At 39.4% G+C, this 26,939-nt stretch carries 25 protein-coding genes and 2 pseudogenes; 14 read left to right on the plus strand and 13 right to left on the minus strand.

The window, feature by feature from the left end:
* Positions 1-100 precede the first annotated feature (100 nt).
* Positions 101-1,420 (plus strand): DASH family cryptochrome, encoded by a 1,320-nt coding sequence (locus GQR45_RS18645; RefSeq protein WP_165726712.1) that lies wholly within the window; start codon positions 101-103, stop codon positions 1,418-1,420.
* A 142-nt stretch (positions 1,421-1,562) separates the two neighbouring features.
* On the opposite strand, the gene GQR45_RS18650 is transcribed toward GQR45_RS18645, so the two are convergent.
* Positions 1,563-2,645 carry a YeiH family protein gene (locus tag GQR45_RS18650; protein WP_165726713.1) on the minus strand — a complete coding sequence of 361 codons (1,083 nt, stop codon included), beginning with the start codon at positions 2,643-2,645 and terminating at the stop codon, positions 1,563-1,565.
* A gap of 121 nt (positions 2,646-2,766) precedes the next feature.
* Between GQR45_RS18650 and GQR45_RS18655 the strand changes: the two genes are divergently transcribed.
* On the plus strand, positions 2,767-3,645 hold the full coding sequence (locus GQR45_RS18655; protein WP_165726714.1) for a LysR substrate-binding domain-containing protein: 879 nt from the start codon (positions 2,767-2,769) through the stop codon (positions 3,643-3,645).
* A gap of 65 nt (positions 3,646-3,710) precedes the next feature.
* On the opposite strand, the gene GQR45_RS18660 is transcribed toward GQR45_RS18655, so the two are convergent.
* The 4 genes from GQR45_RS18660 to GQR45_RS18675 form a co-directional block, all read right to left on the minus strand.
* A complete protein-coding gene (locus tag GQR45_RS18660) occupies positions 3,711-4,097 on the minus strand; it encodes a hypothetical protein (protein ID WP_010554981.1) in 387 nt (128 codons plus the stop codon).
* Between the two features lie 216 nt (positions 4,098-4,313).
* Entirely contained in the window at positions 4,314-4,772 is a 459-nt protein-coding gene (locus GQR45_RS18665; protein WP_165726715.1) for a thioredoxin family protein, read from the minus strand.
* Between the two features lie 95 nt (positions 4,773-4,867).
* On the minus strand, positions 4,868-6,835 hold the full coding sequence (locus GQR45_RS18670) for a hypothetical protein (RefSeq protein ID WP_165726716.1): 1,968 nt from the start codon (positions 6,833-6,835) through the stop codon (positions 4,868-4,870).
* A gap of 242 nt (positions 6,836-7,077) precedes the next feature.
* Positions 7,078-7,989, minus strand: coding sequence for a LysR family transcriptional regulator (locus GQR45_RS18675; protein ID WP_165726717.1), 912 nt, complete (start codon positions 7,987-7,989; stop codon positions 7,078-7,080).
* A gap of 174 nt (positions 7,990-8,163) precedes the next feature.
* On the opposite strand from GQR45_RS18675, the gene GQR45_RS18680 reads away from it, so the two are divergent.
* Positions 8,164-8,841: a glutathione S-transferase family protein gene (locus GQR45_RS18680; RefSeq protein WP_101216273.1), complete on the plus strand. Its 678-nt coding sequence runs from the start codon at positions 8,164-8,166 to the stop codon at positions 8,839-8,841.
* Between the two features lie 107 nt (positions 8,842-8,948).
* A complete protein-coding gene (locus GQR45_RS18685) occupies positions 8,949-10,076 on the plus strand; it encodes a zinc-binding dehydrogenase (protein WP_165726718.1) in 1,128 nt (375 codons plus the stop codon).
* 295 nt (positions 10,077-10,371) lie between these two features.
* On the opposite strand, the gene GQR45_RS18690 is transcribed toward GQR45_RS18685, so the two are convergent.
* The 3 genes from GQR45_RS18690 to GQR45_RS18700 form a co-directional block, all read right to left on the minus strand.
* A complete protein-coding gene (locus GQR45_RS18690; protein WP_165726719.1) occupies positions 10,372-10,707 on the minus strand; it encodes a hypothetical protein in 336 nt (111 codons plus the stop codon).
* Between the two features lie 472 nt (positions 10,708-11,179).
* The gene (locus tag GQR45_RS18695) at positions 11,180-11,746 is read right to left on the minus strand and encodes a hypothetical protein (protein ID WP_240920282.1); all 567 of its coding nucleotides are present in this window, start codon (positions 11,744-11,746) and stop codon (positions 11,180-11,182) included.
* A gap of 114 nt (positions 11,747-11,860) precedes the next feature.
* The gene (locus GQR45_RS18700; protein WP_165726720.1) at positions 11,861-12,493 is read right to left on the minus strand and encodes a hypothetical protein; all 633 of its coding nucleotides are present in this window, start codon (positions 12,491-12,493) and stop codon (positions 11,861-11,863) included.
* A 440-nt stretch (positions 12,494-12,933) separates the two neighbouring features.
* On the opposite strand from GQR45_RS18700, the gene GQR45_RS18705 reads away from it, so the two are divergent.
* Both GQR45_RS18705 and GQR45_RS21445 read left to right on the plus strand, forming a co-directional pair.
* A complete protein-coding gene (locus GQR45_RS18705) occupies positions 12,934-13,230 on the plus strand; it encodes an IS66 family insertion sequence element accessory protein TnpB (RefSeq protein WP_165726721.1) in 297 nt (98 codons plus the stop codon).
* Positions 13,231-13,277: 47 nt separating this feature from the next.
* On the plus strand, positions 13,278-13,490 hold the full coding sequence (locus tag GQR45_RS21445) for a hypothetical protein (RefSeq protein WP_240920284.1): 213 nt from the start codon (positions 13,278-13,280) through the stop codon (positions 13,488-13,490).
* A gap of 783 nt (positions 13,491-14,273) precedes the next feature.
* On the opposite strand, the gene GQR45_RS18715 is transcribed toward GQR45_RS21445, so the two are convergent.
* From GQR45_RS18715 to mobI, 5 genes are all read right to left on the minus strand, one after another.
* On the minus strand, positions 14,274-14,495 hold the full coding sequence (locus GQR45_RS18715; RefSeq protein ID WP_165726722.1) for a hypothetical protein: 222 nt from the start codon (positions 14,493-14,495) through the stop codon (positions 14,274-14,276).
* Between the two features lie 93 nt (positions 14,496-14,588).
* A complete protein-coding gene (locus GQR45_RS18720) occupies positions 14,589-14,945 on the minus strand; it encodes a hypothetical protein (protein ID WP_165726723.1) in 357 nt (118 codons plus the stop codon).
* Positions 14,946-14,969: 24 nt separating this feature from the next.
* On the minus strand, positions 14,970-16,433 hold the full coding sequence (gene mobH, locus GQR45_RS18725; RefSeq protein ID WP_165726724.1) for a MobH family relaxase: 1,464 nt from the start codon (positions 16,431-16,433) through the stop codon (positions 14,970-14,972).
* Positions 16,434-16,617: 184 nt separating this feature from the next.
* Positions 16,618-17,181, minus strand: a complete 564-nt coding sequence (locus tag GQR45_RS18730) for a hypothetical protein (protein WP_165726725.1) — start codon at positions 17,179-17,181, stop codon at positions 16,618-16,620.
* Positions 17,178-17,681, minus strand: a complete 504-nt coding sequence (gene mobI / locus GQR45_RS18735) for a conjugative transfer protein MobI(A/C) (RefSeq protein WP_165726726.1) — start codon at positions 17,679-17,681, stop codon at positions 17,178-17,180. Before mobI ends, GQR45_RS18730 begins: the two co-directional genes overlap by 4 nt.
* A gap of 2,496 nt (positions 17,682-20,177) precedes the next feature.
* Here mobI and istA point away from each other — a divergent pair.
* The 8 genes and pseudogenes from istA (at position 20,178) to GQR45_RS18785 (ending at position 26,879) form a co-directional block, all read left to right on the plus strand.
* Positions 20,178-21,728, plus strand: a complete 1,551-nt coding sequence (istA, locus tag GQR45_RS18740; protein ID WP_165726727.1) for an IS21 family transposase — start codon at positions 20,178-20,180, stop codon at positions 21,726-21,728.
* Positions 21,729-21,739: 11 nt separating this feature from the next.
* Positions 21,740-22,495, plus strand: a complete 756-nt coding sequence (istB, locus tag GQR45_RS18745) for an IS21-like element helper ATPase IstB (RefSeq protein WP_165726728.1) — start codon at positions 21,740-21,742, stop codon at positions 22,493-22,495.
* Positions 22,496-22,572: 77 nt separating this feature from the next.
* A pseudogene (locus tag GQR45_RS21450) lies at positions 22,573-23,416 on the plus strand (IS3 family transposase); the annotation flags it as partial.
* A gap of 289 nt (positions 23,417-23,705) precedes the next feature.
* On the plus strand, positions 23,706-23,963 hold the full coding sequence (locus tag GQR45_RS18760; protein WP_165726731.1) for a helix-turn-helix domain-containing protein: 258 nt from the start codon (positions 23,706-23,708) through the stop codon (positions 23,961-23,963).
* On the plus strand, positions 23,963-25,195 hold the full coding sequence (locus tag GQR45_RS18765) for a type II toxin-antitoxin system HipA family toxin (protein WP_165726732.1): 1,233 nt from the start codon (positions 23,963-23,965) through the stop codon (positions 25,193-25,195). Before GQR45_RS18760 ends, GQR45_RS18765 begins: the two co-directional genes overlap by 1 nt.
* A 163-nt stretch (positions 25,196-25,358) precedes the next feature.
* A pseudogene (locus GQR45_RS18770) lies at positions 25,359-25,849 on the plus strand (IS66 family transposase zinc-finger binding domain-containing protein); the annotation flags it as partial.
* A 186-nt stretch (positions 25,850-26,035) separates the two neighbouring features.
* Positions 26,036-26,275, plus strand: coding sequence for a hypothetical protein (locus tag GQR45_RS18780; protein WP_165726733.1), 240 nt, complete (start codon positions 26,036-26,038; stop codon positions 26,273-26,275).
* Positions 26,276-26,576: 301 nt separating this feature from the next.
* Positions 26,577-26,879, plus strand: coding sequence for a helix-turn-helix domain-containing protein (locus GQR45_RS18785; protein ID WP_240920286.1), 303 nt, complete (start codon positions 26,577-26,579; stop codon positions 26,877-26,879).
* Positions 26,880-26,939: the final 60 nt, after the last annotated feature.

Consider the following 26,939-nt stretch of genomic DNA (forward strand, 5'->3'; position numbering starts at 1 on the left):
GTCACACTTGCTCATCCTTTCTTAATTAAAATACCTAACCATTAATCCTCACCCGCTTTTGCTTCGTAAAGCTTTAGAGTTTAAAAACCAGAGCAAACCTATGAGCAAACGCATTTTATATTGGCTACAAAACGATTTACGAATAGACGACAATCCTATTTTAAGCGGACTTGCTACTGAGCAATGTGCTCTCGATATTGTATTTGTAATAAACCCACACTGGTTTAAAAATAATAACTACCAACACAAGCCATATGGTGTGCATAAACAACAGTTTTTAATGCAAAGCTTGTATGAGCTGCAACAAGAGCTTATTGAGCGCGGGCAAACACTGCACGTACTTGAGGGCGAACCTGTTAGTGTTTTAAAGCAGCGCATAGCTGAGCAACACATTGATGAAGTAGTGTGCAGTGAATTCGTTGGAACCTATGAGCAGCGCCAACTCGCGCGACTAAAAGCACATTGCCCACATGTCATATTTAAAACAACTCAACAAGACACCTTATTTCAACAAAGCGACCTCCCTTTTGATTTAGACGAGCTGCCTAAAAGCTTTACCCCATTTAGAAAAATGGTAGAGGCGATAAACATACCTATAACAATCTCAGCTCTGCCTACAGGTTTACTCCCTCAGCCTATAACATTATGTGCTGCAAACCCAATTGAGCTTAATGAGCATACTAATTATAACAACGCAGTAATGCATGGCGGGCTTAAAAGTGCGCAAACACATTTAAATCAATACTTTTCAGGCTTGCTACCAAGTACTTATAAAATAACTCGAAACGAGCTTGATGGCTTTAGTAACACCACAAAATTTAGTAGCTGGCTTGCTTTTGGCTGTGTAAGTGCGCGGCAAGTTTATAAAGCCATTGAGGCGTACGAACATAACCAAATAACAAACGAGTCTACCTACTGGATTAAATTTGAATTGCTATGGCGGGAGTATTTTAAATGGCATGCACTTAAGGCAGGTAAAAGCTTGTTTAGCTTTAAAGGCCAAAAGCAAACAAAACCCCTTACTACGTTTATGCCAAACCGATTTGCTGCCTGGTGTAATGGCTCAACACCCTACCCATTAGTCAATGCCATTATGAACGAGCTTAATGAGACCGGTTATATATCAAATAGATCAAGGCAAATTGCCGCAAGCTGCTTAGTTAACGAACTTGGTCTTGATTGGCGCTACGGCGCGGCTTATTTTGAACAGCAATTGATTGATTACGATGTAGCAGCAAACTGGGGGAACTGGCAATACATAGCAGGTGTAGGCGTAGATCCGCGTGGTGGTAGGCACTTTAATATTGAAAAACAAACGTTACAGTCTGACCCACACGCTGTTTACACTAATAAATGGCAAGGCAATAAAAATACCAGCACGCAACTCGATAACATAAACGAAGTTGATTGGCCAATTTAAGTCGCCAATCTAGTTAACCTGAGTTCTGGATAATAAATCTATCTCAAGCAGCTATTTTTAGCTAGAGAAATAGCCTTAAATATCGTTATATTTATAGCGTTTTTAAATCTCTTAACCAGAATTCAGGTTATTCATCCACAATTTAAAACAGCTCAGCAATGCCTATATTAATAACGTAACCGCCTAACGTTAAAAACAAAAATAAACACAGCGCCAGTAACAGCGGTTTAATACCCGCTTGGCGAATTGCCCCAACATGTGTGCGTAAACCCAAAGCTACCATCGCAATAGTGAGTAATATATTATCAAGCCAAACAACTGCGCTTGTAGCCACTTGAGGAATAATAGAGAGTGAATGCATACCACTTGCCACAATAAATAACACCGCAAACCAAGGAATACTAATACCTGATTTATTATCCTCATTACTTATAGTATTACCTGCCTTTGCTCTTTTTTTACTTTGCCAAAACGATAAAGCGACTAAAAATGGCGCAAGCATCATCACGCGTAGCATTTTTTCTATAACGGCGGTATCTGCTGCATTGGCGCTTACAGCTGTGCCCGCTGCAACTACTTGCGCTACTTCATGAATGGTTGAGCCTACAAAAATACCATATGCGTGCTCACTCAGCCCCATATACTCAAACATGATTGGGTAGGCAAACATACTCAACGTACCAAATACCACCACCGTTGCTACAGCTACCGATACTTTATGCGCCTGCGCTTTTATTACAGGCTCGGTTGCCATTACAGCTGCTGCGCCACAAATAGAGCTACCTGCACCAATTAATATTACCGTTTGCTCATCTAACTTGAATACACGTTTACCAAGCTGCATTGCTAATATAAACGTACCGCTGAGCATAACAATGTCGGTTAGCAATCCACTCCAGCCAACGCCTGCTACCTGTGCAAAGGTAATTCTAAAACCAAATAAAATAATACCCGCTTTGAGTAAAATACTTTTAGCGTAATCAACACCCACATCGGTATGAGTCGCAATGCGCGAAAACACACTGTTACCTACAATAATGCCTAGCACAATACCAATAGTTAAGGAGCTAAACTGGGCACTTTGTATTACCGGCATCTTACTCAGCGCAACAGCAACACCCGCTAAAACAATAACCAATAGCATTCCTAGCCACCAACGCGAGTTGGTATACTGTTTAGTATTAATACTAAAGTGCAGTGATATATCTTTAATTGCACTAAGCATAATCATCCCTTAATAAAGTTATCGTAATTAATTGACTTCATTTTAAGAAAGCGCAAGATATAACTCCAATACATTAAAATCATGATTCGATAACTTAAGATTATGTAATTTGAGAGGCACAATGAACTTGCATGCACTACGGGTGTTTCATACGGTAGCAAAGCTTGGTAGTTTTTCAGGCGCAGCTGAGGCGCTTTTTATAAGCCAACCTGCTGTATCTAAAGCTTTAAAAGAGCTTGAGTATCAGCTAAATATTCAACTTATAGAGCGTGCATCTAAAGGCAAAAAGCTTACCTTAAGCGAGGGCGGCCAAGCCTTGTATGATCATGCACGTAGCATTTTTGCCATTGAAAAAGCCGCCATTGAAGATATTAAATCACGCACAGGGCTTAAGCGTGGCACGCTCGTTATAGGCACTAGTACAACCATTGCCAGCTATTGGCTACCGCCCTATTTAGCCAATTTTTGCGCACAATACCCCCATATAAAAGTAGAAGTACAAGTTGCCAATACCGCGCAAATTGAGCACGCCCTACTTGAATGCACTATAGATTTAGCACTGGTTGAAGGCACACCAACCCAGCCGCATATTATAAGTAAGCACTGGCAAAACGATTTAATGAGTGTCGTTATACCCAGTAACTTTAAGCCCACGAAAGACTTAAAAGCATGGTTAAACAAACAGTTTTGGCTACTGCGCGAACCAGGCTCGGGCACTTTAGAGGTCTCGGTTAAATTACTACAGCAACATGGCATTACAGCAAAAAATAGTATGCAGCTCGGAAGTAATGAAGCAATAGCAAGGGCAGTAGCACAAGGAATGGGCGTTGCTTTATTGCCTAATGTAGTCACTGAGGATTTAGTACAGTTAGGTAAATTAACACGGCTAAAACAGCCAAATAACGTCGAGTTATCAAGACCATTATACCAATTACACTATAAAGACAGACCCTCTTCACATGCCGCACAAGCATTCGAAAAAAGCCTATTTAGTGAATAATGTTTGATCTGAGCTGTAAGTCGAGTAAGAAAATGGTTGTGTAACATTAATCGCTTGTTGTGGTGTTACCTTAATTTATTATATATAAGCCAACTAGTTAAACCCATTGAAAGTACTAATAAATGAAGAACCAATGTTGCACGATTAAATTCACTAAAAAGACTAAGTAAAAAAACTGGAAGTATACTTAAGATTAAAACTACAGGTAATTTAAATAAATTTAACTTTTGGAGTAATAAGCTAATAGGTAATCCGTAAATGAACATTAAAGGATAGAAATAAAATAAACTTCCCATCCCTATTGATACACCAAAACCAACATCTGAAATTAACGAACTCACAGAAGTATAGTTTTCTATGCCCGCATAAAAATAACAAAAACCAAGGATTGGTAACGCAATTAAAGGACTAAGAATCGCAGCAATCAAATTTTTACGTAGATCCTTAGGCATATTAAGAAACACCATAACGAGTTTGTAGATTAATTAGTTTTTTATTTGTTTTAATTGATATACAAACCATAGCTGAACTCCTATTTTGGCTCAGCCAAAGGGGGGTAAATTTTGGCCTTAAACATTAAAGTATCAGGAAACTATTCATAGCGGCCCAACAGCTAACTTATAAACCTATTTGCTAAATCGTTAACCCCAAATACGAACAAGCTCTATTTACAAACCCTGCGTTAAATCTTGCGCCAATGTACCCGTTGGCTTTTCAATTACGCGTACTAACTCTTTACCATTTTGTTTTACTATAAACGTAGGTGTGTATTGTAAATCGTTAGCTTCTGCAATGCCTGCATCGTCTTGCTTGTTGTAACCTACGGCCACGTATTCAATGCTTGCAAGTTGTACTTTCGACGTAGAAAGTAACTTAATGAGTTTTGGAACTTCGCGCTCACTGTCGTGGCACCACGTTCCAAATAATACAATTAGCTCTTTGCCTTCTAGCTTTTGCATTAGGGCAATGTCTTGTGCTGTTGGCGTGAACGCTTTGTATTGTTCGTTAAATTTATCGTAGTCGCTTAACAGTGCTTGCGTACTTATCTCGCCCGAAAATGGCGCTGTAGCAGCGCAGCTTAAAAGCGGCATACTTAAAGCACACAATAAAATTAATTTTTTAAACATAAGGTTGCTCTTAATTTAGGTATTAATTTAGGTATTAATTTAGCTATTAAACGACTATACCCAATATTGAGTGTGGAGTGAACAACTCAAAACCGTTACTTTTTATCCATAAAAAAGTTAACTTGCGATAAGTTAGTTAAATATTCTCGCCTTACGTCTTTATTCTCAGCTAGCTTATCTAAGTCACCAATTAGGGTAACTAGTTTATTATGGGAATGGCTGCTTGTTTTTTTAAACTCGTCTTGCTTTTCGTCGCTCTCAACACGCTCTTTTTTATTCATGTTGTAGCTGTTTTCGTTTTCTTCAAGCCAAATATCGTCAATTAAGCGAATGTCGCTTTTACTAACTGTTTGCTCTTGCATCGCCATTTGCAGCTCGTATTGATTAGTTTGCGGATTAAACTCAAACATTTTTGTATCTACATCAACCTCGTGAGACTGATCAAGCCCCACAAGCTCTTTATTTTTAACGGCGGTGTTTACGTTATAACTCTCTTCTTTGTCGTAATAATCAGGGCGACTGTATTGATAATCAAAGTGGCTGCTTACATTTTTACTTTGCGTTACACCGCTAAGCTCCCCTAATTGGGCTTGTTCAGTCGCTTGGCTTAGCTCAATTGTACTTTTAGGTTGATAATCGCCGTTATCCAGCGCATAAGAAAATGTAGCATCAAAATCAGCGAGCTTAGAAATCCCCGCACCCAATGTATTTGGCGCTTTATTACCTAGCCCTTGGTAACGGACATCGTTTGTAATCATGTTATCAACCAAATCGGCAACCATGGCGCGCCCGTCATTAAAGTGCTGATCTGCAAGCGACTCCAAATTGCTATAACGCTCAGCCGCTGATGACATACTTGTAAATGCGCCTTTAAACAATGCAAAACCTTGCTGCATTGCCTCGTCGCCTTTGCGCCCAAATGCCGACTCTTTATCGTCCTGGGTACTGTTTACTCTGCTATCTTCCAGGCTTTGATCGAGCGACGCTAAATACTGCTGCATTTGCTGCGTGTCTTTAGCGCCAATGGTTGACATATCGAGTGCAAAATCAATGTCGTTTTGCCCACCTACGGCTTTAAACACAAGTGCTTGCTGGTTTGGTGCTTCATCAATGGAGTAACTTAAATCAAGAGTATTCTCTGCAGTATCAAGCGCATCATTTTGCGTTGTTGAAAACGACACATTAAAACCGGCTAACTGTTCACTATTAAAGCCCGCTAAAAAATCTAAGCTCATGTCTGTTTGATTTGGGACTATAAGAGGGTTGAATGAATTTTCACTCACTTTAAAAAATTCATCGGCCATTTCACCAACACCCGCCATAACCTGTGTTAAAGCCGCATGTTCAGCCTCAGATAGATCGCCATTTACTTCGTAACTTAAGCTAAAGCCATCTATCGCTTCACCTGTTTTTTCATCGTACCCTTGCGATGAGTTAAAGGTAATGTTTATAACATCACCTTCTTTAGTTTTTACCGAGAGCTCAAACAGGTAGTTATCGTCATCCTCGTATTTTGCGCGATTAAGGCTTTCCATATAAGGATTAAGCGAGCGCTCAACACGTTGCTGGCTTGAGGCTAAAAACGTTTTTTGCTCATGCCCAAGCTGACCTAAACTCGATAAAATATCGCTGGTATTAGCATAAGCACCCTGAATATTTTTAACTGATGTATTTAATCGCTCAATTAATTGGGTGCTGTTTTCGTTTTTTAATAACCCCTCATGCTGAGAGCTTATTACGGTGCGCAGGGCAAGTTCTTCATCGGAGAGTTTATAGTTAAGCGTGCTCGGCGTGCTTGAAATTGTAAATAACGAGGTAAGTTGCTGCTGTAAAACGTCCTCTACTTTTTGATTACTGACTAGTGCTTCGTCAATAGTTTCGTTATTTAGCTGGCTTAATAACTCATCGGATATTTTGGGGGCGTTAGTTTGTAAATCATTAATAGCTTGAAGGTCGCTACCGGTTAGTAGCGAAGGACTCACAGAGGTTTGGTTAGCGTTATTAACTGATTGAGCAAGTAAAGTGCTTAAATTAGACTGGCTGCCAAGTGCATTATTAACCATGATTATCCTTAATCGCTAAACCCTATTAAGTAATTTATCGGTCGCAGCATTAAAAGCTTTAGCTTAAGGAGACGTTTTTTACCTATTATTTATACAAACAACCCATTAATAAATTAAATAAGCATAAATCTAAATCGAATAAGCGTAGGTCGGATAAGCGCAGCGCCATCCGACAATTCACCAATTCACCACTCTATTTATCTACTACCCACCGGACTCTTAAGCGTTATTCTGCTCGCTCATTACTCTTCATTTGTTTCTTTTATTCTTTGTACTAAAAAGTCGACCGCCGCTTTTACCTTTGGTACTAAATAACGCTGCTTTTGATACAACAAATAAACCGCCATAGTCGCATTTTGGCTTATCGCTAATTCATGCTCAAACTTAAGCTCTTGCAACTGGCCAGACTCAAGGTATGAGTCGAGCGCCCATCGAGTTGACATTAAAATGCCCTCGCCATTACACGCTTTTTTAGCCAGCCACGATCCGTTATTTGAAATAGCGACCGCAGGCCCAGAAACGTCGTGCCATTGCTCATCCACTTTACATAACCAAGGTGTTGGCCCCGCTGGCGTTTTAAAATAAAGGCCACTGTGGCCCTTTAATTCCATAACATTAGTAGGTACACCATATTTTTGTAAATAACTCGGTGACGCAACAGGAATAAAGCCGTTATCCATCAGTTTTATTGCCAACACGCGCTCATTTGGCGCATAGCCACCGCGAATAGCAATATCAACATCGTCACGCCCGAGTGTCGACAGCTCATCACTTAAGCTAACATCTAATATAATTTCGGGGTATAGCGCGCTAAATTCATCAAGCAGTGGCAGTAATATTTTGTCACCAAAACTCACCATTGAGCTTATACATAATCGCCCCATTGGTGTTGTTTGATAACTGCGCACAGTTTCGTGGCTTTGCTCTAGCTGATTTAATATTTGCTGAACATCGTTATAGTAAATTTGCCCAACTTCGGTCAATTTAACTATGCGGGTAGAACGCTTTAAAAGCGTCGCCCCTAGGCTTTTTTCTAAATCAGCAACTCGCCGTGACAACGACGAGGGCGGCACATCAAATGCTTTGGCGGCTTTGGTAAAACTGCCCGTTTCAACCACCTTAATAAAATACCGTATGGCTTTTAGTTGATCCAAGTCGCTTCTCCATTACATAAAATGCTTTATTGTCTTAAAGACAAAAGTGATTCGCATTTTCCCCTATATATAAGCAAATTAAAACAAGTAATAATGTACTCAACCTAAAGACAGGGACTTAAATTGCATTTTTTGGCAATGAGTATCTTCACGTTAATGATGGAAAGCTGACTTATGATTACTTTGCACGGTTTTGCTGCTAGCAACTATTACAACCTAGTTAAACATGTACTTTTACACAAACAACTGCCATTTAAAGAACACCTTGTTTACGGCGGTAGTGAAGAGTTACTAGCAATCAGCCCTGCAGGCAAAGTGCCTGCAATCACAACAGCTAATGGCCTTAATATTTCTGAGTCGAGTGTTATTTGCGACTTTATAGAAGAGTCGTACCCACAAACCCCGCTATACCCTGAAGATGCAGGTGAGCGCGCAGTTGTACGTCAAATTATGAAAATGGCAGAGCTTTATTTTGAACTGCCAAGCAGACGGTTCATCCCTTATGTATTTTCAGGCGCTGAAGTACCTGAAACAACTAAAGCCGAAGTACGCCAAGTATTAACGCGTGGCGTAACCGCTTTGAGTAGCGTGTGTAAGTTTTCACCTTGGATTGCAGGCGAGCAATTTACAATGGCAGACATTTATGTTTATTACGTAAACACCATAGTTAGCGCCTTTGGCTCAAGCCAGCTTGATTGGGATGTACTTGCACAAGTACCCGGTATGAAAGAGTGGAACGAATCAATGAGCCAATTAGCCATTGCCCAAAGCATAGAGGCCGATCGCCAATCAAATATGGCTGAATTTATGCAAAAAGTAAAAGCGCAAATTCAAGCAGCAAACGCTAAATAACGCGTAGCTATAAAAGTAATCTATTCTAAATTTTAATTACTAACACAGTATCGCCAATACCATAATGTAATTGGCTTAACAAATTTAATTCTTTGCAGGGGACACCTATGACAGATAAAAATATCCAACTTACTTCAACTATCAGCGAAGACAATAAACTAACACTTGCCTTAAAAAACATCGAGATGCCAAAGCCGAATGCCGATGAAGTGGTTATTCGCATTGAAGCTGCACCATTAAATCCATCAGACTTAGGCGCTTTATTCAGCGCAGCTGATATGTCTACTGCAAAGCAATCGGGTACTGATGAAGACCCGGTAATTACTGCCGATGTTCCAGCTCAATTTATGCCATCACTTAAAACCCGTGTTGGAAAAGCAACGCCCGTAGGAAATGAAGGCGCAGGCACCGTAGTGGCAGCAGGCTCATCACCAGCCGCACAAGCATTAATGGGTAAAACCGTTGCAGTAATTGGCGGCGGTACGTATCGTCAATTTATATGTGCCAATGTACAAAGTTGCCTAGAGCTAAAAGAAGGGACTACCGCTAAAGAAGGTGCATCATCTTTTGTTAACCCACTTACCGCACTTGCAATGGTAGAAACCATGCGCGCTGAAGGCCATAAAGCCATTATTCATGCTGCTGCAGCTTCTAACCTTGGCCAAATGCTAAACCGTATTTGTATTGCTGATGGCGTTGATTTAATTAATATTGTTCGCAAACCAGAACAAGAAAAGTTACTGCGCGATATGGGTGCAAAATATATTGTTAACTCAAGCAGCGACACTTTTCTTGCTGACCTAACAGCTGCAATAATCGAAACCGGTGCAACTATAGCGTTTGACCCTATTGGTGGCGGCCAACTAACAAGTGACATTCTTAACTGTATGGAAGTTGCAGCTGCGCGTGATATGAAAGAGCACACAATTTATGGCTCTGATACATTTAAACAAGTGTATATTTATGGCGCACTAGACCGCGGCCCTATTACATTAAACCGTAACTTTGGCTTTGCTTGGGCTGTAAACGGGTTCTTGTTATTTAATGCTTTAGGTAAATTAGGCACAGATACAGTAATGAAAATGCGCAAACGCGTTGCTGATGAAATCACAACTACATTTGCGAGCAACTACACACACGAAGTGTCATTAGCTGAGGTATTACATTTACAATCAATCGCGGCTTATTCTAAACAAGCAACAGGCGAGAAGTACTTAATTAAACCTCAAGCTTAATTAAATATTCTTCGTTAAAAATTAAAAACCACAGCGCTTAGCACTGTGGTTTTACAATTTAAAAGCAGATGCGAATTAGGTATCTGCTTTTTATTTGATCGTTGTAAAAGCTAGCTCGGAGTATTCACTTTAGCGAATCAATTACATTCGTGGATTTCTATGACTTTTTAGTAAATAGCACTTATTAAATTGGCTAATCGCTAATGTTCATTCTTATTCTCTGTTTTGTAGACATCCCTAATAAATTAAAGACTTCTGCTGTTAATAATCAGTAGGTTTTCATTTATCGGTGTTGCTATTTTTTTGGTGATGACTTTAATCCAAACGTTAAACTACATTCAAATGTGAGTTCTATCTCTTGTTCTAGAGCTGACCAGGTAATAAGTAATACCGAAGTATCGTCAACTAAGTCTCTATCAGCCAAACATACATCAGGTTCATTGATGAAGCTTTGCTGCTGCGCCTCATCTAACTCCATCCAAAAGCCATCTGTTGCTAAAGCAAAAATATTATCAATTAAAAAGTCTAATTCAAACGTTTCAGGTTCAAATTTACGCCTTAAGTTTAAACTCTTAGTTAATATATGGCGTTCAGGAACTGAGCTTATCGAACTTTCAAAATCGTTACCCAATGGGTTCGCCCCAGTATGAACAGGTGATAACCATTGAATACTTTTATTGTTGAATAAACCTAAGCGACAATCACCTGCACAGAAGCCATAAATTTTATTGGAGCTATCATTACGGTACAGTGATAAAAAGCTGGCAATACCTATTTTCAATTCTTTTTTAGTTGCGCTGAAAGCCTGTTGGATAATTTGATTACGCTTCTCTGCGTCTTCAAAATAATCCTCTAATTGAGGTTTATCTTGTGTTATTTTTTCTGAAAAAAACTAAACACTGTTTATAAGTAAACCTTGGAGGCAAGCATAGAAATGTTCGCTAAACCTTTTAGCTAGGTTTGTTGTAGCGATTGATGAGGTAGATATATCAATTACGAATACCCAAGTACCGAAGTCAGTATTTATTATCGAAAAATAATCTTTGTTTTCTGCTCGTTCGAATCCTTGTTGAGTCCGGTGTATCAGTTTTAGTGAAGAAGGGTCAGCCATACACAATACAGCCTTCGATACGCTCAAAGATCAACTGCTCTCTGTCTAAACTATTCCTAGCAGTTCCCTGAACTGCATACTCAAAATTACCATCTTCCATTAAACTATTAAGCTGTTTGCTAATATAATTTTTCAAGTCTTCTGAGGCTGATAAAATATCATTAACTATTGATGCTCTACCATCGAAAATATTAAGTAAATCTTCAATATCATGACTTGAAAGAGCATCATCCTTCCCTCTTCCTAAATAGGCTTCGAGCTTTGTGGCTACAAAATATTCTGGCGTTATTAATTTAATGGTTAATGCATCATTCAGCACGTAGTCTTCGGCGGTTGCTACTGCGTCTTTATACCATATGTTAGTAAAACCAAGCGCTTTCTCATCAACTGGCATAAAATCAACTTTAAGGTTATCAAGTATCATGCGGCACATAACATCCTCGCCCATGTCAATAGAAAACCCTTTCACTTTAAGTTGTTCCTGCAAATCAGTCCAAGCTGCATACCCCATGATATCAACAATCAAATCAACATCGTCGGTGCTCTTTAGTAAACTCATCCGTGACCAATAGCCCTGTGGTGCAACCCCCAACAAATACCATTGATCTTACTAAGTCATCTCCAAGTGCAGTAGCAACTTTTATTAACATCTCTTTTTGAAGGTTGATTGTATTCATTTGGCTACCTTAAATATGCTATTGAGCATTTCTAGTGCTAAATTTCGTTCTCGTGGATGACCTATTCTTATCGCATCAACTAACGCTAGCATCGCGTACAACTGGGCATCTTGCTGTACTGCTAAAAATACTTTAGGGTGTAATGGCTCAATTAACATGCCTTTAGTATTACCCCTTGGATTTGACCATACAGGCTGAAGCTCTCCAGACGTCATTAACTTACCTCTGAGAACAGGGGCAGCTATCGACGTAGCGATCCCTCTGCCAATCACTCCCTCTTTTGCAGGAAAAACGTATCGAATACCATAGGCAATAAACTCCAATAAAGCCTTAGTATTTGTTTTAGGTACTTGAAGTTTGCGGTCTACTTTTGCAAGCCCTACGGAATACATCCGATTAAGGCTAAGACTAATCTGAGATTTACTTATCCCAGTTAAACTTTCTAAGTTTCTTAAGGAAAATCGGCTTTCAATTTGGTCCATTTCGGTAAAAGTAGGCTTTAACCCCTTTTCATCCCAATCCTCCCAAGTACCATCCACTTGAATAATGTCCGAATCACCATCTTTCCCATCAAGCCCCACATGCAGCGAGATCAATTTTAGTAATAATAAAACATCTTGACTTTTCATCTACCCTCCAGCAACTTGTCCCGAGTCCTAGGACTCGGGACAAGCATCTCTTTGGGTATTTAAATAGTCAACAGTAAAAATTGAATAAGTGTATATTTGCTAATTAAAATTTTCGTGATCGATTCACTGACTAATCTATCGCTATCTCCTCATTTTATATAAAGCTCTTTCTGAAGAATAATAAGGCAACAAAGGGGTAAACTTTAACTGGTATCGTAATCATTGATCGTTGGGTTATCGCTCATAGCTGCCGTAAATTAACTTGCGGGCTCAACTAAAGATATTTGTACTTTTAAAAATAAATCACAGAGCATTTATATTATTTCTGGACGTGTGAAATTATCTTACAGAGGTTTGAAAGTAAGTGTCTAGTAAAGCGCACCTGCTAATAATTCGTCAAAACGATTAAGCTATTTCCGAATTTCAATTAGGAGATAGCCATGAGAAAAACACGTAGCCTTGAGCAGTGGCGTAATATTATAGAAGAGCAACAATCGAGTGATTTAACTATCACTGAGTATTGTCAGCAAAATGCTTTATCAAAAACAACATTTTATGCCGCAAAAAACAAGCTAAAAGCATTATCTGGCAATTTTGTTCGCGCCAAAACCACTAAACAACCTGACGTTATCAAGCCGCAACAGCCGATAACCCTCACGGTTGGCAAAGTAAAAGTCAGCTTGCCATCAACAACATCTGCAACTTACCTCAGCCAATTGTTACGCGAGTTTGCCTGATGAAAATGTTTGTTGAACCCGAGCGTATTTATTTACACCGCGATGCTGTGGATTTTCGAAAATCGATTGATGGTCTGGTCGCCATCGTTGAAGGCGAGCTTGAAGGGAAGCTTTATCACGAGATTGGCAGGTTTGAAAAATCGATAGGAATTTGTCACAAATGCGAACAGCATCATGTGCTTACATTGAGTGATAGAAACTTCATCTGTATAGCTTGCGCAAAGCAGCAAAACCGCGACTTATCGGCGAAAAAAGTATAGCTAGAATAGGTGAATTAGATTTAATTGCGGCTGGTATCGTCGCAAGGGTAAACCCCATATCTCAGCAGAAATCAGCTATTAAAACGAAAGTATTCAAGCTATCGAAGTTTGCTAAAAGAGCTGAGAAAAAAGAAGCAGCCTAGCCACAAAAGTTAGACTGTGGAAGCCTAGTGATCAGAACGAAGCGATATGTCGCTGGGTAGTTCACAAACCTTGCTCGTATCGATAATTAGAATGCTCTCGGCGTTCAACGTGTAACATTCAATCGTAAAAATAGTATTCAGAGTATTTGCAGCGGCTTTTATTTCATCGTTCAATACATCAAGTTTTCTAAGTTCATTAATAATGCCAACGCGAGCCATTTCTAAAGTGCTAAGTTTGTTTTTAGCATCACCTTCGTTCTGAGTCTTTACTGCTGGCGCTGGTGGCTCTACTGGTTGTGGAGAATGTTTGTTTTTACCGTCGCCATCATTCTTGGCTAAAGAGTTTTCACACGCTGCTAATATGATATTTTTTGTGTGCAGCCTTGCTGCTTAGGTATTCAGCAAGTACTTGACCCCTTTTGATAAAGGGGACACCTTTCACATAGAAGTACTTTGATTGAGGCATGAGGGGGGGTTAGCTATTAGGTGCTTACTGCTAAATAATCTCTCTTCAAGTAAGTTGTTCTCAAGTTTTGCATACACCTCATTGACTTGAATGAAATATTCATTGTCGTTAAAGAAAATATTTCCATTTTTAAGTACCTCAGTGATCACATTTATATCTTCCGAGGTAGCGCACTCAAACTGGTGCCATCTTGGATGGTTCCTCATTCAAAGTAGGGCTTTGATTTTCAGTATCAAGCTCCAAATCAACTGGCTTAGCGTCAACAATTATCGTTGGTTTAAAAAGGTCAGCGTTTTTATTAACTGGTTTTTCAAGTTTTGACTTGGCTTTGCTTGTTTTTTTAGCTGCTTTAGGTTTGCTAGCGCTGTTTGTATTGGCTTTACCACTAGCTTGCACTGGCTCACTGTGAGGCTTATCGCCTTGCTCTTTAGCTACTGGGGCTCCTGTGCTGCTCTCAGACGTGCTATTTAGACCATTAGCTTACACTGGCTAATTGTGAGACTTACCGCCTTGCTCGTTAGCTGCTGGGGCTCCTGTGCTGCTCTCAGACGTGTTATTTAGACCATTAGCTTGCACTGGCTCACTGTGAGGCTTATCACCTTGCTCTTTAGCTGCTGGTGGTTCTGTACTGCTCTCAGGTGTGTTATTTACATCACTAGCTTGCACTGGTTCATTGTGAGACTTATCACCTTGCTCGTTAGCTGCTGGGGCTCCTGTGCTGCTCTCAGACGTGTTATTTAGACCATTAGCTTGCACTGGCTCATCGTGGGGCTTATCACCTTGCTCTTTAGCTGCTGGGGCTCCTGTACTGCTCTCAGACGTGTTATTTAGACCACTAGCTTGCACTGGCTCATTGTGAGGCTTATCGCCTTACTCGTTAGCTGCTGGGGCGCTTACAGTAGTCGCTGTAGCATCACCCGCTTGTGTTGGCTCGCTAGACTGTGGTGAAGCCTGCTTTTCAGTTGTTAGCTTTAATGCATTTTTTTTCGCACGTTCTTTCTCAGCTAAATATTCACTTTGGAGCTTCACGGAAATGTGTTCAGGAGGATTGCTGGTGTAATTAATCGAGTTACCTTCGACATCAAGCTTGAGTAAGCCAAGCGTATTGTCAGGCATAGGTTGGCTTCCTATCACATGAGAAGGCCACTCAACGCGAAGAAGGCCAACACCTTTCTTCGTTTCGCTTGATAACAAAAATTCATAAGCTTCTTCGGATGAGTATTCACCTAAAAAAAATAAGGCATACTCATTATCCGAAACATCGCGAATTACACCTCTGTCAGCGAGCGCCTTTCTGACCGCTTTACTGCTATTTGGGATAGTCTTATCAATCTCGTGTAACTTTTCAGCTGCTTCGCTAAAGCACTCCGGCCACCTCAGGTAAATTTCATCGTCAATCGCAAACGCCTTACCCTTCTCAAACCAATCAGAAGACAGAGAGCGCAACGTTTTAATTATTTTTTCGTGGAATGCTGCTTTTCTGGCGCCAAGCTTCTCATCCCATACAACTTGGATATCGTTAGCAGTAGAAACGGAATCAGCAACCCTCAACGATGTATGCAAATATTGCATTTTTCTATGGTGAGCACCAAGCACGTCGGAAATCTCCACGAACAAATCATCAGGGCAGGTGTTTAAATATTTTCGAGCTTCCGGTGTTAACACTTGTTGGAAAAAATGTAGTGAAGCAGTTTCATGCTTTTTGTGAAGTCGATCTCTTCTCCATTTGATCGTGTATTCACTCACGTTATTTTTAATCATCCAACTAGCCAAGCTTTCATCGGTCGGATACCAGATAAGTTCAGCGTTATCTTTTGCGGTTACAAGAATGTCAGTGTGTAACTTTCCAGCATCGTGCAAAAGGCCACACAACCAAGCTGCGTAGTGGTATCGTTTTTTTCTTAATCTCTCAACGTCCAAAGGAAACTTGTGCGGCAAAAATAGACTTTTTGCTTTTCTTAAAGAAAGGTTTCCCACTTGTAGGCTGTGGTTAATTAGGCCATAGCTAATGGAATGATGATAGCCTTCGGAAGCTGGGAGCGTTAAACAGTACCGAGCGTAATTCTCAATAACACCGAGAAAGAGCGTTTTAAAATTAACCTTATCATCCCATTCAGGACAAAAACCAAAAACTGTTTTTGTATAACGTATAAGTTCATCATTTTCTAAAAGCACATGCTCTAAATTTCTCTGAACAATTTGCTCAGGTGCGCTTAGCTTAGAAAATACTTCATCCTTCGTTTTTGCGGCTTTATTAATTTTCCTTTTTTGCACGCAAAAGGTGTAACCCTTTTTGGCAAAGCGCAGCAGAAAACCAAGTAAGAATTTTAACATAGTCCTCCTCAGGAGTGCGGCAACTAAATTTTGTCGCCGCATCTCTACATATCATTCAGGCAGATTGCTTTGTGCTCTCTATGGGTTCGACTTCAGAGGGTTGAGATTCAGCGTCTGCATTATCCTCGCCTTGCTCTATTTTTTTGTAACGTGCAATTTCTTGCGTTATTGCGTTGTCATCAACCTACAACTCAAAACCACCGCGCAACATTTGGATTAATTGCACGGCCGTAAATCGACCTCCTTTACGATTCTTCCCTGGAGATGTTGCACGCTCAATGCGTGAGTTAAAACTGCGAAAAATATTAACTATGCGATTGCGACAGATATAGCGAGCTTCATCATCAATAAACCCAGCAAGCCAAAGATTTTCGATTTCACTCGCTTCAAAGTCTACTTTCTTAATTGAGTCAATTAGCGGCCAAAGGCAGGGGTGCGAAATAGCCGCTTGAAATACAAAATCTTCAGGAGTCATAACAACAGGTTCTTCGTAGCTGGGCAGTTCTTCAGTGTACTTTTTTTTCTGGGCGCCCAACTTAAACGCTTCGCCTTTTAGTAGTTCTAACAATTTAGATTGCCAAGTTGATACTTTTCTATGCAGCTCTAGTTCGCTAGATGTTAAAAGCAACAACGAACCTATGCGGCTGTAAGATGAAATTAATCGCTCACCCTCACTTTCTAAAAATGAGTGAACAATATGTGATTGCAGTTTAATTGGAGTAACAATTGTTTTATGTCGAATGCTCATCCAGCTTTTTCCTCTTTAGTTGAAAGTGCTTTAATTAATTTACGGTATTTAACTTTGTGCTCATGGAGGACTTCTAATATCGTGCGCAGTGGTTTTAATTGCGCTTCTGTGTCAAGAACTTTTTCAACTTCCCAATCTAAGCAATTTGCACGTAGTTTTGCGTCTGAATAACCTGCTTTGGTAAGAGGAATTTCCTTTGACCATTTAGGATTTATTCGCTTATAGGATTCATACTTGTGAGACACCCAAGTGATGTAGACTTTATTTGTGTTCACTCTGACGCGAACGGCAGGATGCAGAAAACCAGCATCCCCTTTTTCCCCAGCGGCCAATTTGACAACTTGGATTGGTTTCCACCAAGAAAAGTAATCCTGAACGATGTCTTCTGCTTTACGTTTTATCTCAGCTTGCGCTTGAGTGTTAGCATCAATTAAATCAGTCAAAGTCTGAAGTGCGTTATCTTGAGTGGCATTTAAAGGCCCTGCTAAATTATCTCGCATCTTTATCACGCTCTCGTTAATTGTAAAAAAATACAGATTGCCACGTATTTTTATGTCCACTGTCGAAATAAAACGCTTATTTGAATAAAAAATCGCAAGTAGTCAAAAAAAAGATGGTTTTTAGAATTTAATGCTTTAGTGGTTTGCCGAAACTTTTTATTCACGAAAAAACGAAATTCTAAGATAACGGATGGAAGATCGGAGTATTTAACAAATGTGTGATTACGTTATTCTATATAAAAACTATTTAGATGTAGAAAATGGTTCCTACATCACAAGCGCGGAGGCTTAAAAACCAGCGCAACATCGGAAATAGTTAAAAACCCCTTCATGTAGAAAAATGCTTGTGGCATGAATTTTATGTAGAAAACATTTTTCAGTGCTTGGTTAGTTCAATCACAGAAAAGTGTTTATGGCATGAAAGTTTATGTAGAAAGTGCCTAACGCCATCGTTTGGTCAAGCGTGGCGGTACAGAAACCCCTTCATGTAGAAAAATGCTTGTGGCATGAAATTTATGTAGAAAACATTTTTCAGTGCTTGGTTAGTTCAATCACAGAAAAGTGTTTATGGCATGAAAGTTTATGTAGAAAGTGCCTAACGCCATCGTTTGGTCAAGCGTGGCGGTACAGAAACCCCTTCATGTAGAAAAATGCTTGTGGCATGAATTTTATGTAGAAAACATTTTTCAGTGCTTGGTTAGTTCAATCACAGAAAAGTGTTTATGGCATGAAAGTTTATGTAGNATGTAGAAAACATTTTTCAGTGCTTGGTTAGTTCAATCACAGAAAAGTGTTTATGGCATGAAAGTTTATGTAGAAAGTGCCTAACGCCATCGTTTGGTCAAGCGTGGCGGTACAGAAACCCCTTCATGTAGAAAAATGCTTGTGGCATGAAATTTATGTAGAAAACATTTTTCAGTGCTTGGTTAGTTCAATCACAGAAAAGTGTTTATGGCATGAAATTTTATGTAGAAAGTGCCTAACGCCATCGTTTGGTCAAGCGTGGCGGTACAGAAACCCCTTTATGTAGAAAAATGCTTGTGGCATGAAATTTATGTAGAAAACATTTTTCAGTGCTTGGTTAGTGCAATCACAGAAAAGTGTTTATGGCATGAATTTTATGTAGAAAGTGCTTAACGCCATCGTTTGGACAGGCGTGGCGGTACAGAAACCCCTTCATGTAGAGAAGTACTTGTGTGGTTAGGTAAAGCGCTTCGGAAAGTGAGCTGTTCATTGCACAAAACCATAAATACGGAGGAGAAAAAAAGAGGTGTATTTAACTTAAATAGACAAAATAACGTATCCGTAGTGTTCCATATCCAAGTTGATAGGGACGTATTTTTGATGTGATTTACTAGCTAAGAACCGATGTTAAAAACGTAAATTCTGGTCTTCATCCAGCCTTGAGGAGTCTAATTTTTAGACCACAAACATACCTTTTGAGTGCGGTTTTCAGGAGAAATAGCGGTGCTTAAAAATGCGATTTCCAGGCTTCATATCCAGACTTTTGAAAGTCTAATTTTTTGATCTCAAGCACACCTTTTGAGTGCGGTTTTCAGGAGAAATAGCGGTGCTTAAAAATGCGATTTCCAGGCTTCATATCCAGACTTTTGAAAGTCTAATTTTTTGATCTCAAGCACATCTTTTGAGAGTGATATTCAGGCAAAATAGCCGTGCCTAAAAGTGTGGTTTTCAGGCAAAAAGCGGTGCTTAAAAGTGTGGTTTTTAGGCAAAATACACCCCTTAGCTAGTCTGATTTTTTGACCACAAGCACACCTTTTGAGTGTGATATTCAGGCAAAAAGCGGGGCTTGAAAGTGTGGTTTCCAGGCAAAAAGCGGTGCTTAAAAGTGTGATTTTTAGGCTTCACACACCCCTTAGTTAGTCTGATTTTTTGACCACATGCACACCTTTTGAGTGTGGTTTTTAGGCCAAATACACCCCTTAGCCAGTCTAATTTTTTGACCTCAAGCACACCTTTTGAGTGTGATATTCAGGCGAAAAGCGGTGCCTAAAAGTGTGGTTTTAAGGCTTCATACACCCCTTAGTTAGTCTGATTTTTTGACCACAAGCACACCTTTGAGTGTGATATTCAGGCAAAATAGCGTGCCTAAAAGTGTGGTTTTCAGGCAAAAAGCGGTGCTTAAAAGTGTGATTTTCAGGCTTCACACACCCCTTAGTTAGTCTGATTTTTTGACCACAAGCATACCTTTTGAGTGTGGTTTTTAGGCAAAATAACGGCCTTAAAAGTGTGAATTTAAGGCTTCATGCACCCCTTAGTACATATTCTCCCCAGCTTTGATCACCCAGTGGCATTAACTTCGATCGCTTATTCTCATTAAGCTTTGATCACTAAAATCACTTGTAAATGATCACTTTTACGCTCTTAATGATTTTGCTGATCAAAGCTTAATACCACTCGTAACTGAGTTCACGTTTTATCATTTTTGTAGGTGTGTTAAACCGTTATCTGAATCGTTTGATGAGGATAACAATAATGACAACAAGACTTATATCTATGAGTAAATTACATTCCATTTTACGGCTGAAATATTCAGCACAATTATCCCATCGAGAGATTGCCAGAAGTTTAAATATTTCACCTGGTACTGTGGCTAATTACCTTAAAAAGGCCAATGAGTTAGGTTTAAATCAATGGCCAATACCAGATGATAAACAGCAAAATACATTTCTCAGCACTAAACTCAGACGCTTCTCAACACGTAAGAAAAGGTACCCAACGCCTGATTGGTTAAATATCACTAAAGACTTAAAACAACATAAACACCTAACATTGCAGCTCGTGTTTGATGAATTACTTGAAAAAGTAGGTGAGCCTTATTACAGCTATAGTCACTTCTGCCGTGCTTATAAACAATGGTTAGGTACGCAACGACTCTCAATGCGTCAGCAACATAAAGGGGGTGAAAAGCTGTTTGTGGATTATTGTGGCCCCACAATTACCATTACTTGTCCGACGACACAGCAAAAGCGTACTGCCCAGATATTCGTTGCTGTGCTAGGTGCATCAAATTATACCTATAGCGAGGCAACGTATAGCCAGCAACTTGAAGATTGGGTAATGAGTCATGCGCGTTGCTTTGAATTTTTAGGCGGTGTTCCAGACGTTGTTATTCCCGATAACCTCAGAAGTGCTGTCAGTAAAACCTGTCGCTACGAGCCTGATTTAAATCCGACGTACCACCAGTTAGCCGAGTACTTTAATGTTGCTGTCATTCCGGCTAGACCTTATAAACCCAAAGATAAATCGAAGGCTGAAGTAGGTGTACAAATTGTTGAGCGTTGGATCATGGCACGCTTGCGTAACCAAACCTTTCACAGCTTAGCGCAACTAAATCATGAAATAGCAAAGCTACTGGATATGATGAACAATAAGGTGATGAAGCAGTATCAACAATCACGCAAACAGCTATTTGATATGGTGGATAAAAATGCATTAAAACCACTACCTAAAAAGCCCTATCAATATACACAAATTAAAACGGTACGTGTACATATTGATTACCATGTTGAAATAGAAAAACATTACTACAGCGTGCCTTATCTGTGGGTTAAAAAACAATTACGCGCACACATATCCAATCAGCTAGTGCAGCTTTATCATGACGGCACCTTAATAGCACAGCATCCTCGTTCAAACCGCTTAGGCGGACATACGACACAGACACATCATATGCCAAAGGCGCATCAAAAACAGCATGAGCAGTCACCGATAAATTTACGCTCATGGGCGTTGAGTATCGGTGATTATACTCATCAAGTTGTTGAATTATTGCTTAATAGCAAACGTCATCCTGAGCAAGCTTATCGCACCTGTTTAGGGGTGTTAAGTTTAGCTAAAACGTATTCAAAGGAACGCCTCGAGCGAGCATGTTACCGAGCAATACGCATGGATACGACAACCCTGCGATCAATTAAACAGATGCTGCAAAAAGGATTAGATCAACAGCCCTTACCCACACAACAAACAGAGCCAGAAAAACCAATTACACATAGCAACATACGTGGCACAGATTACTACCATTAAGGAATATAAACATGATAGACATCATTAATCAGCAACTTCAACTGCTCAAGTTATCGGGTATAAAGCAAGCACTCAAACAACAGCTTGAGCAGCCAAATCTATATCAAGAACAAAGCTTTATAGAGCGAATCAGTTTATTGCTAACTCATGAAATTGATACGCGTGATCAAAGAAAAATAGAGCGACTAGTGCGACAAGCAAAATTCCGCTTACCAGGTCAGTTAAATCAACTCATTTACTCGCCGAAGCGCAATCTAGATAAAGCACAAATACGCAGCCTCAGCCAAAGTACCTGGCTGAGTTTACATCAGAATATATTAATTACAGGCGCAACAGGCTGTGGCAAAACATACCTCGCGTGTGCCTTAGGTCACGAGCACTGTTTACAAGATAAAAGTGTCTTCTATATTCGATTAAAAGAATTACTTGAAAGTCTATTCCTAGCACAGGCCGATGGCAGTTATCGAAAATTACTGGGTAAACTCATTAAATACGACTTACTTATTTTAGACGATTGGGGGCTAGAGCCACTCAGTGCTCAGCAACAAAGCGACTTACTTGAATTAATCGATGCTAGATATGGTTATAAATCACACATCATCATTAGTCAGTTACCACAAGAGAATTGGCACAAAATGATCGGTGAATCAACGCACGCTGATGCAATTTTGGATAGGCTAATTCATGGTTCAATTAAGTTGAATTTAAAAGGAAAATCTATACGAAAACAGTTAAATGAATTGACTGATAATGATCAGTTAAGTTAATTTAAAAATGGCTCTACAAAATGATAAATCAAGCGATCAAAACTGATGAGAATCGGTGATCAAAGTCATGAGAATACGCACGGCTAAAATCTGAGGTCATTCAGGAGGCAATGGCAAAAAATTGTTAAAGGCTTCTGAGCGCAAAGTATTAGCACATGAAGTCGTTAGCACAAATAAAATGAGTATTGCCTTAGCCTGTCGTACTTTCATGAAAAGTGAAACATGCTATCGCTATACGCCAAAACTGTCTGATGCAAATGATGAAATTGTAGTGTTGCTATTGGATTTAAGCCAATGTCAGCGTAATTGGGGATTTGGTTTATGTTTTTTATATTTATGCAATGTTAAAGGCTACACATGGGAGCATAAGCGCGTTTATCGTATTTACCGTGAGCTTGAGTTGAATCTGCGAATAAAGCCTAGAAAACGTCTAACAAGGGAGAAGCCTGAACCATTGGCTGTACCTGAGGCCATTAACGAGATTTTATGCATGACCGATGGTAGAGGGTGCAGCTTGTTCAATGTGATTGATGATTTCAATCGCGAAGGACTCACAATAGATGCTGACTTATCACTCCCCGCTTGGCGTGTGATCCGCTCACTCAATCAAACTATAGAATGCGTGGTAAACCAAAAGCTATCAGGTGTGACAATGGGCCTGGATATATTAGCCATAAATTAGCGGAGTGGGCGTTAAACAATAATATTGAATTACGATTTATTCAACCAGGTAACCTGCAACAAAATGCTTATGTAGAGCAGTTTAATCGTTCGGTTAGGTATGACTGGCTAAGTCATTATATTTACAGTGATATTAGTGAGTTACAAGATAAAGCTACCGATTGGTTATGGACTTATAATAATGAACGCCCTAACATGGGCATAGGTGGCATAACACCTATACAAAACTGGAAAAGTTAAACAACGGAAATTATACAGATAGCCTCCATTAAAAATGGGGGATTACCCACCTTTACTCGAAAGGCAATTTACAAAAGATATCAAACACTGTATCGATGCACCTTACAAAGGTGACTGATAGTCAATACCTACATTTTAATATTCACACGAAGATAGAAGCATAGCTGAACTGTCTTATATAATTAATGCAATGCCTGCCTAATATTGATATTTTTATTAGCTATATAGCTAATTTATGAATTATACATTAACATATTAGTTATATAGCTAACTTTAAATAAGTAAACATATGTCAAGTAGAGCAGATATTGGCAAGCAAATAAGTACTAGTAGAAAAGCTTTAGGCTACACCCAACAAAAGCTATCAGAGATCGCAGGAATTAATAAAACAACGATTTCCGAGATTGAAAATGGTCGTTTCACTGGTTCATTCGATATATTTGAGCGACTGCTTGATGCTGTTGATTTACAATTTGAAGTTACGGCAAAGCAACACACTCTACCAGACTGGGATACTATTGAAGATATATTCTCGGAGGATGACTAATGAGTGGTACATCACAGCTTCCAAATAAAATTACAAATATAACAGTATGCACTGACCACGCTGAAGTTGGCTTACTAACACATGGCTCAGTACATCACTACCAGCCAACGCAAGAAAAACTACATGTTTCGCTTACTATGACTAAAAAAGGCATGGACGGTTACTCATCTGGTTCTCTTCACCCTATATTTTCACAAAATTTGCCAGAAGGCTTTAACCGTCGATTCATTGCAGAAAAATTAGCGAGATACGCCAAAGTAAACGATATGTATTTACTTGCTTTACAGAGCGCACAAGGCATTGGCATGCTTTCATATAAAAGTGAGCTTACCTTACCAGAGGCTGAACCTATATCTTTGAGCGATATTTTGACTTATAACAGTAATACACCACTTTTCCCTCAGTTATTAGAAAAGTACTACCTACAAAACTCGTTGGCAGGAGTACAACCTAAAGTAAGTATACCTAATACCTCAACTATTAAAACCGACAGAACAATTCCGCAGAAAGATTTAATAGTGAAGTCATTCGATACCGAGTTTCCATTACTTACGGTAAACGAGTTTGTGTGTATGGAAGCCGCTCGCCATTGCGGCCTTGAGCCACCAAAGGTATACTTGTCTGAAAATTTAGAAACGTTCGTCGTTGAACGCTTTGATAAAACAAGTGACGGAACTAAGCTCGGTTATGAAGATTTCACAACCTTACTAAAAAAAACTAACGACCCCGACGCTAAATACACTGGCAGCTACGAGACCTTACTCAAAGCTACTTATCTATATACAAACAGCCAAGCCGAAGTAGAAAAGATGTACAAGTACATTGTATTTACCTGCTTAATTGGTAACGGCGATGCGCATCTAAAAAACTTTGCCTTGCAATATACACCTGATATGAAAAACATATATCTCTCACCACCGTTTGATATAACACACACAAAAATCTACGAAACCATTGATAATAAAATGGCACTCAAATTGGCTAACAGCAAAGAGTTTCCAGACATGTCGTATTTACTAAAATTAGCTAATGGCACCCATTTTAAAATTAGAAAAGCCAAAGAGATAATAGAATCTCTTAGCGAGGGTATTATTGACTACCTTAAACACTCTAATGAAGTACAGCTACTTGATGGATTACGTGCATCAATAGAAAGCTCAGTATCAAATACAATGACGCCTGGCTATTCAACTAAAAGCTACCGCCATGACAGAATTAAAAAGTTTGAGTAGTATCAAATCTAAACAATCGATTTCACATAAGCATTTTACAGCACATATCGAGTACAACTTTAGTTTTTGTTTATTTCAGTTAGCTATTTACTTCAAAGGACGTTTAGACAATGCCCTCAGTATTTAAGCTAGTTTATGACAAAAAATGTTATAAAATGGAGGTATGAGTATTGATGTTAACCACCTTCCAGACGATCCATCGTTGCTTAAAAAGCTGCTGACAGAGCACGCTGAGAAATTAGCGCAAGCGACTGCCAGAAACCGGTATCTAGAAGAGCAATTTCGCCTAGCGCAATAAAAAAAATTTGGTAAAAGTACCGAAGGCTTTGACGCACAAGGTGAATTGTTTAATGAAGTCGAAGACATCATTGAGCAACCTGATGAGCATGCTACGCAAGAGATTAGCTACACTCGAAAAACACCAAAGCGTAAACCAGTGCCAAAACCTTACCCCGTGAGCAAGTGATTTATGACATTGCTGATGAAGACGTCAGCGAAAAGCTTGACTTCGTACCCGCAAAGGTGAGCATATTCGCCCAAAGTACGCGTGTCGTGAATGTGATAAGTCAGGGTCGAATAACAGTATTAAACAAAACCAAGATGCCAAACATGCCCATTAACAAAGGCATAGCTACGTCCAGGATGTTTAGCCAAACCTCACGCGGCGCAATACCAAGTGCCACCTATACAGCATCATCGAAACTGCGAAATCCAACGGCTTAACGCCATTTGATTACATCATGCATTGCCTCTATGAGCTTTGCCAGCCTGAGCCAGACATAGAACGATTATTGCCTTGGAACATCGATATCTAGGTGGAGATCGCCGGACGTTTACAAAGTGATAAATAAAGACACAGTTGAAATTGACCAAGCGCTTGATGTGGATTGGACAATCAAAGAAAAGTCAATCAATTATATTGAGCAAATTTTGAAAGGCTTTAGCCACAACAATTATGCAGTAGAACGATATCAGGACAAGCTTCACAAGCAAATGAAAGATGCTGAGGATCTAATTCGGTTTGTGGAAAGTAATTACAATAATGTTCAGTACAATAAAATATCGATTTCCCCGCACTAATCTCAGTGAGGTGGTTTTTTAAGATTTAATTTTTTATCAGTTGCTTAGAGTGTGTTTTATCCTTTTTGTTACAAATTATAATTTGATAGAGATTCTGTATTGGCCCTCTCTAGCTTAGTAGCCTAGATATGAAGGTGTGACATAATTTATAAGTGAACCGTTCAGAAGTATTGGGTATATTAGTTTTTTATTTGTAATAATTTACCTAGATTCAAATTGTAAGTGCATAACTTATTTTGGCTAGATTAAGTGGTCAGTTGCTCATAAGCTAACTGCTTTTTCTCCGGCAAGAGATTTTACAATGAGACATTACAAACAACTGACCTATGCGCAAAGATGCCAGATCGCCGTTCTAAAGAAAAGCGGTTTTACGCAACAAAGTATTGCTGAGCTAACTAATTTATCGCAATCTACGATTTCAAGAGAGCTTTCTAGAAATACAGGTAAGCGAGGTTACAGACACAAACAAGCTCATGAGCGGGCTTTGTTTCGCCGAAGAAGTGTAAGAAAACCGCTTAAGATGACACCTGAAATGATGGCTTTAATTACCCAGAAGCTTAATGAGAAGTGGAGCCCTGAACAAATAACGGGATGGTTGCGATAAAGAAAGTGAACGGTCTGTCAGCCATGAATGCATTTATCTGTATATCTGGGAAGATAAAAA

The sequence above is a fragment of the Pseudoalteromonas sp. SA25 genome, from assembly GCF_011378705.1.
In the GTDB taxonomy this organism is placed as follows: Bacteria; Pseudomonadota; Gammaproteobacteria; order Enterobacterales; family Alteromonadaceae; genus Pseudoalteromonas; species Pseudoalteromonas arctica.

What these genes read in the sequence shown, in the direction of transcription:
- GQR45_RS18670 (WP_165726716.1), bottom strand. Translation starts at nt 6,835, where the DNA reads ATGGTTAATAATGCACTTGGCAGCCAGTCTAATTTAAGCACTTTACTT.
- GQR45_RS18680 (WP_101216273.1), top strand. Translation starts at nt 8,164, where the DNA reads ATGATTACTTTGCACGGTTTTGCTGCTAGCAACTATTACAACCTAGTT.
- GQR45_RS18665 (WP_165726715.1), bottom strand. Translation starts at nt 4,772, where the DNA reads ATGTTTAAAAAATTAATTTTATTGTGTGCTTTAAGTATGCCGCTTTTA.
- GQR45_RS18700 (WP_165726720.1), bottom strand. Translation starts at nt 12,493, where the DNA reads ATGAAAAGTCAAGATGTTTTATTATTACTAAAATTGATCTCGCTGCAT.
- GQR45_RS18785 (WP_240920286.1), top strand. Translation starts at nt 26,577, where the DNA reads ATGAGACATTACAAACAACTGACCTATGCGCAAAGATGCCAGATCGCC.
- GQR45_RS18650 (WP_165726713.1), bottom strand. Translation starts at nt 2,645, where the DNA reads ATGCTTAGTGCAATTAAAGATATATCACTGCACTTTAGTATTAATACT.
- GQR45_RS18660 (WP_010554981.1), bottom strand. Translation starts at nt 4,097, where the DNA reads ATGCCTAAGGATCTACGTAAAAATTTGATTGCTGCGATTCTTAGTCCT.
- GQR45_RS18760 (WP_165726731.1), top strand. Translation starts at nt 23,706, where the DNA reads ATGTCAAGTAGAGCAGATATTGGCAAGCAAATAAGTACTAGTAGAAAA.
- istB (WP_165726728.1), top strand. Translation starts at nt 21,740, where the DNA reads ATGATAGACATCATTAATCAGCAACTTCAACTGCTCAAGTTATCGGGT.
- mobH (WP_165726724.1), bottom strand. Translation starts at nt 16,433, where the DNA reads ATGTTAAAATTCTTACTTGGTTTTCTGCTGCGCTTTGCCAAAAAGGGT.
- mobI (WP_165726726.1), bottom strand. Translation starts at nt 17,681, where the DNA reads ATGCGAGATAATTTAGCAGGGCCTTTAAATGCCACTCAAGATAACGCA.
- GQR45_RS18695 (WP_240920282.1), bottom strand. Translation starts at nt 11,746, where the DNA reads ATGAGTTTACTAAAGAGCACCGACGATGTTGATTTGATTGTTGATATC.
- GQR45_RS18765 (WP_165726732.1), top strand. Translation starts at nt 23,963, where the DNA reads ATGAGTGGTACATCACAGCTTCCAAATAAAATTACAAATATAACAGTA.
- GQR45_RS18730 (WP_165726725.1), bottom strand. Translation starts at nt 17,181, where the DNA reads ATGAGCATTCGACATAAAACAATTGTTACTCCAATTAAACTGCAATCA.
- GQR45_RS18645 (WP_165726712.1), top strand. Translation starts at nt 101, where the DNA reads ATGAGCAAACGCATTTTATATTGGCTACAAAACGATTTACGAATAGAC.
- GQR45_RS18655 (WP_165726714.1), top strand. Translation starts at nt 2,767, where the DNA reads ATGAACTTGCATGCACTACGGGTGTTTCATACGGTAGCAAAGCTTGGT.
- GQR45_RS18685 (WP_165726718.1), top strand. Translation starts at nt 8,949, where the DNA reads ATGACAGATAAAAATATCCAACTTACTTCAACTATCAGCGAAGACAAT.
- istA (WP_165726727.1), top strand. Translation starts at nt 20,178, where the DNA reads ATGACAACAAGACTTATATCTATGAGTAAATTACATTCCATTTTACGG.
- GQR45_RS18705 (WP_165726721.1), top strand. Translation starts at nt 12,934, where the DNA reads ATGAGAAAAACACGTAGCCTTGAGCAGTGGCGTAATATTATAGAAGAG.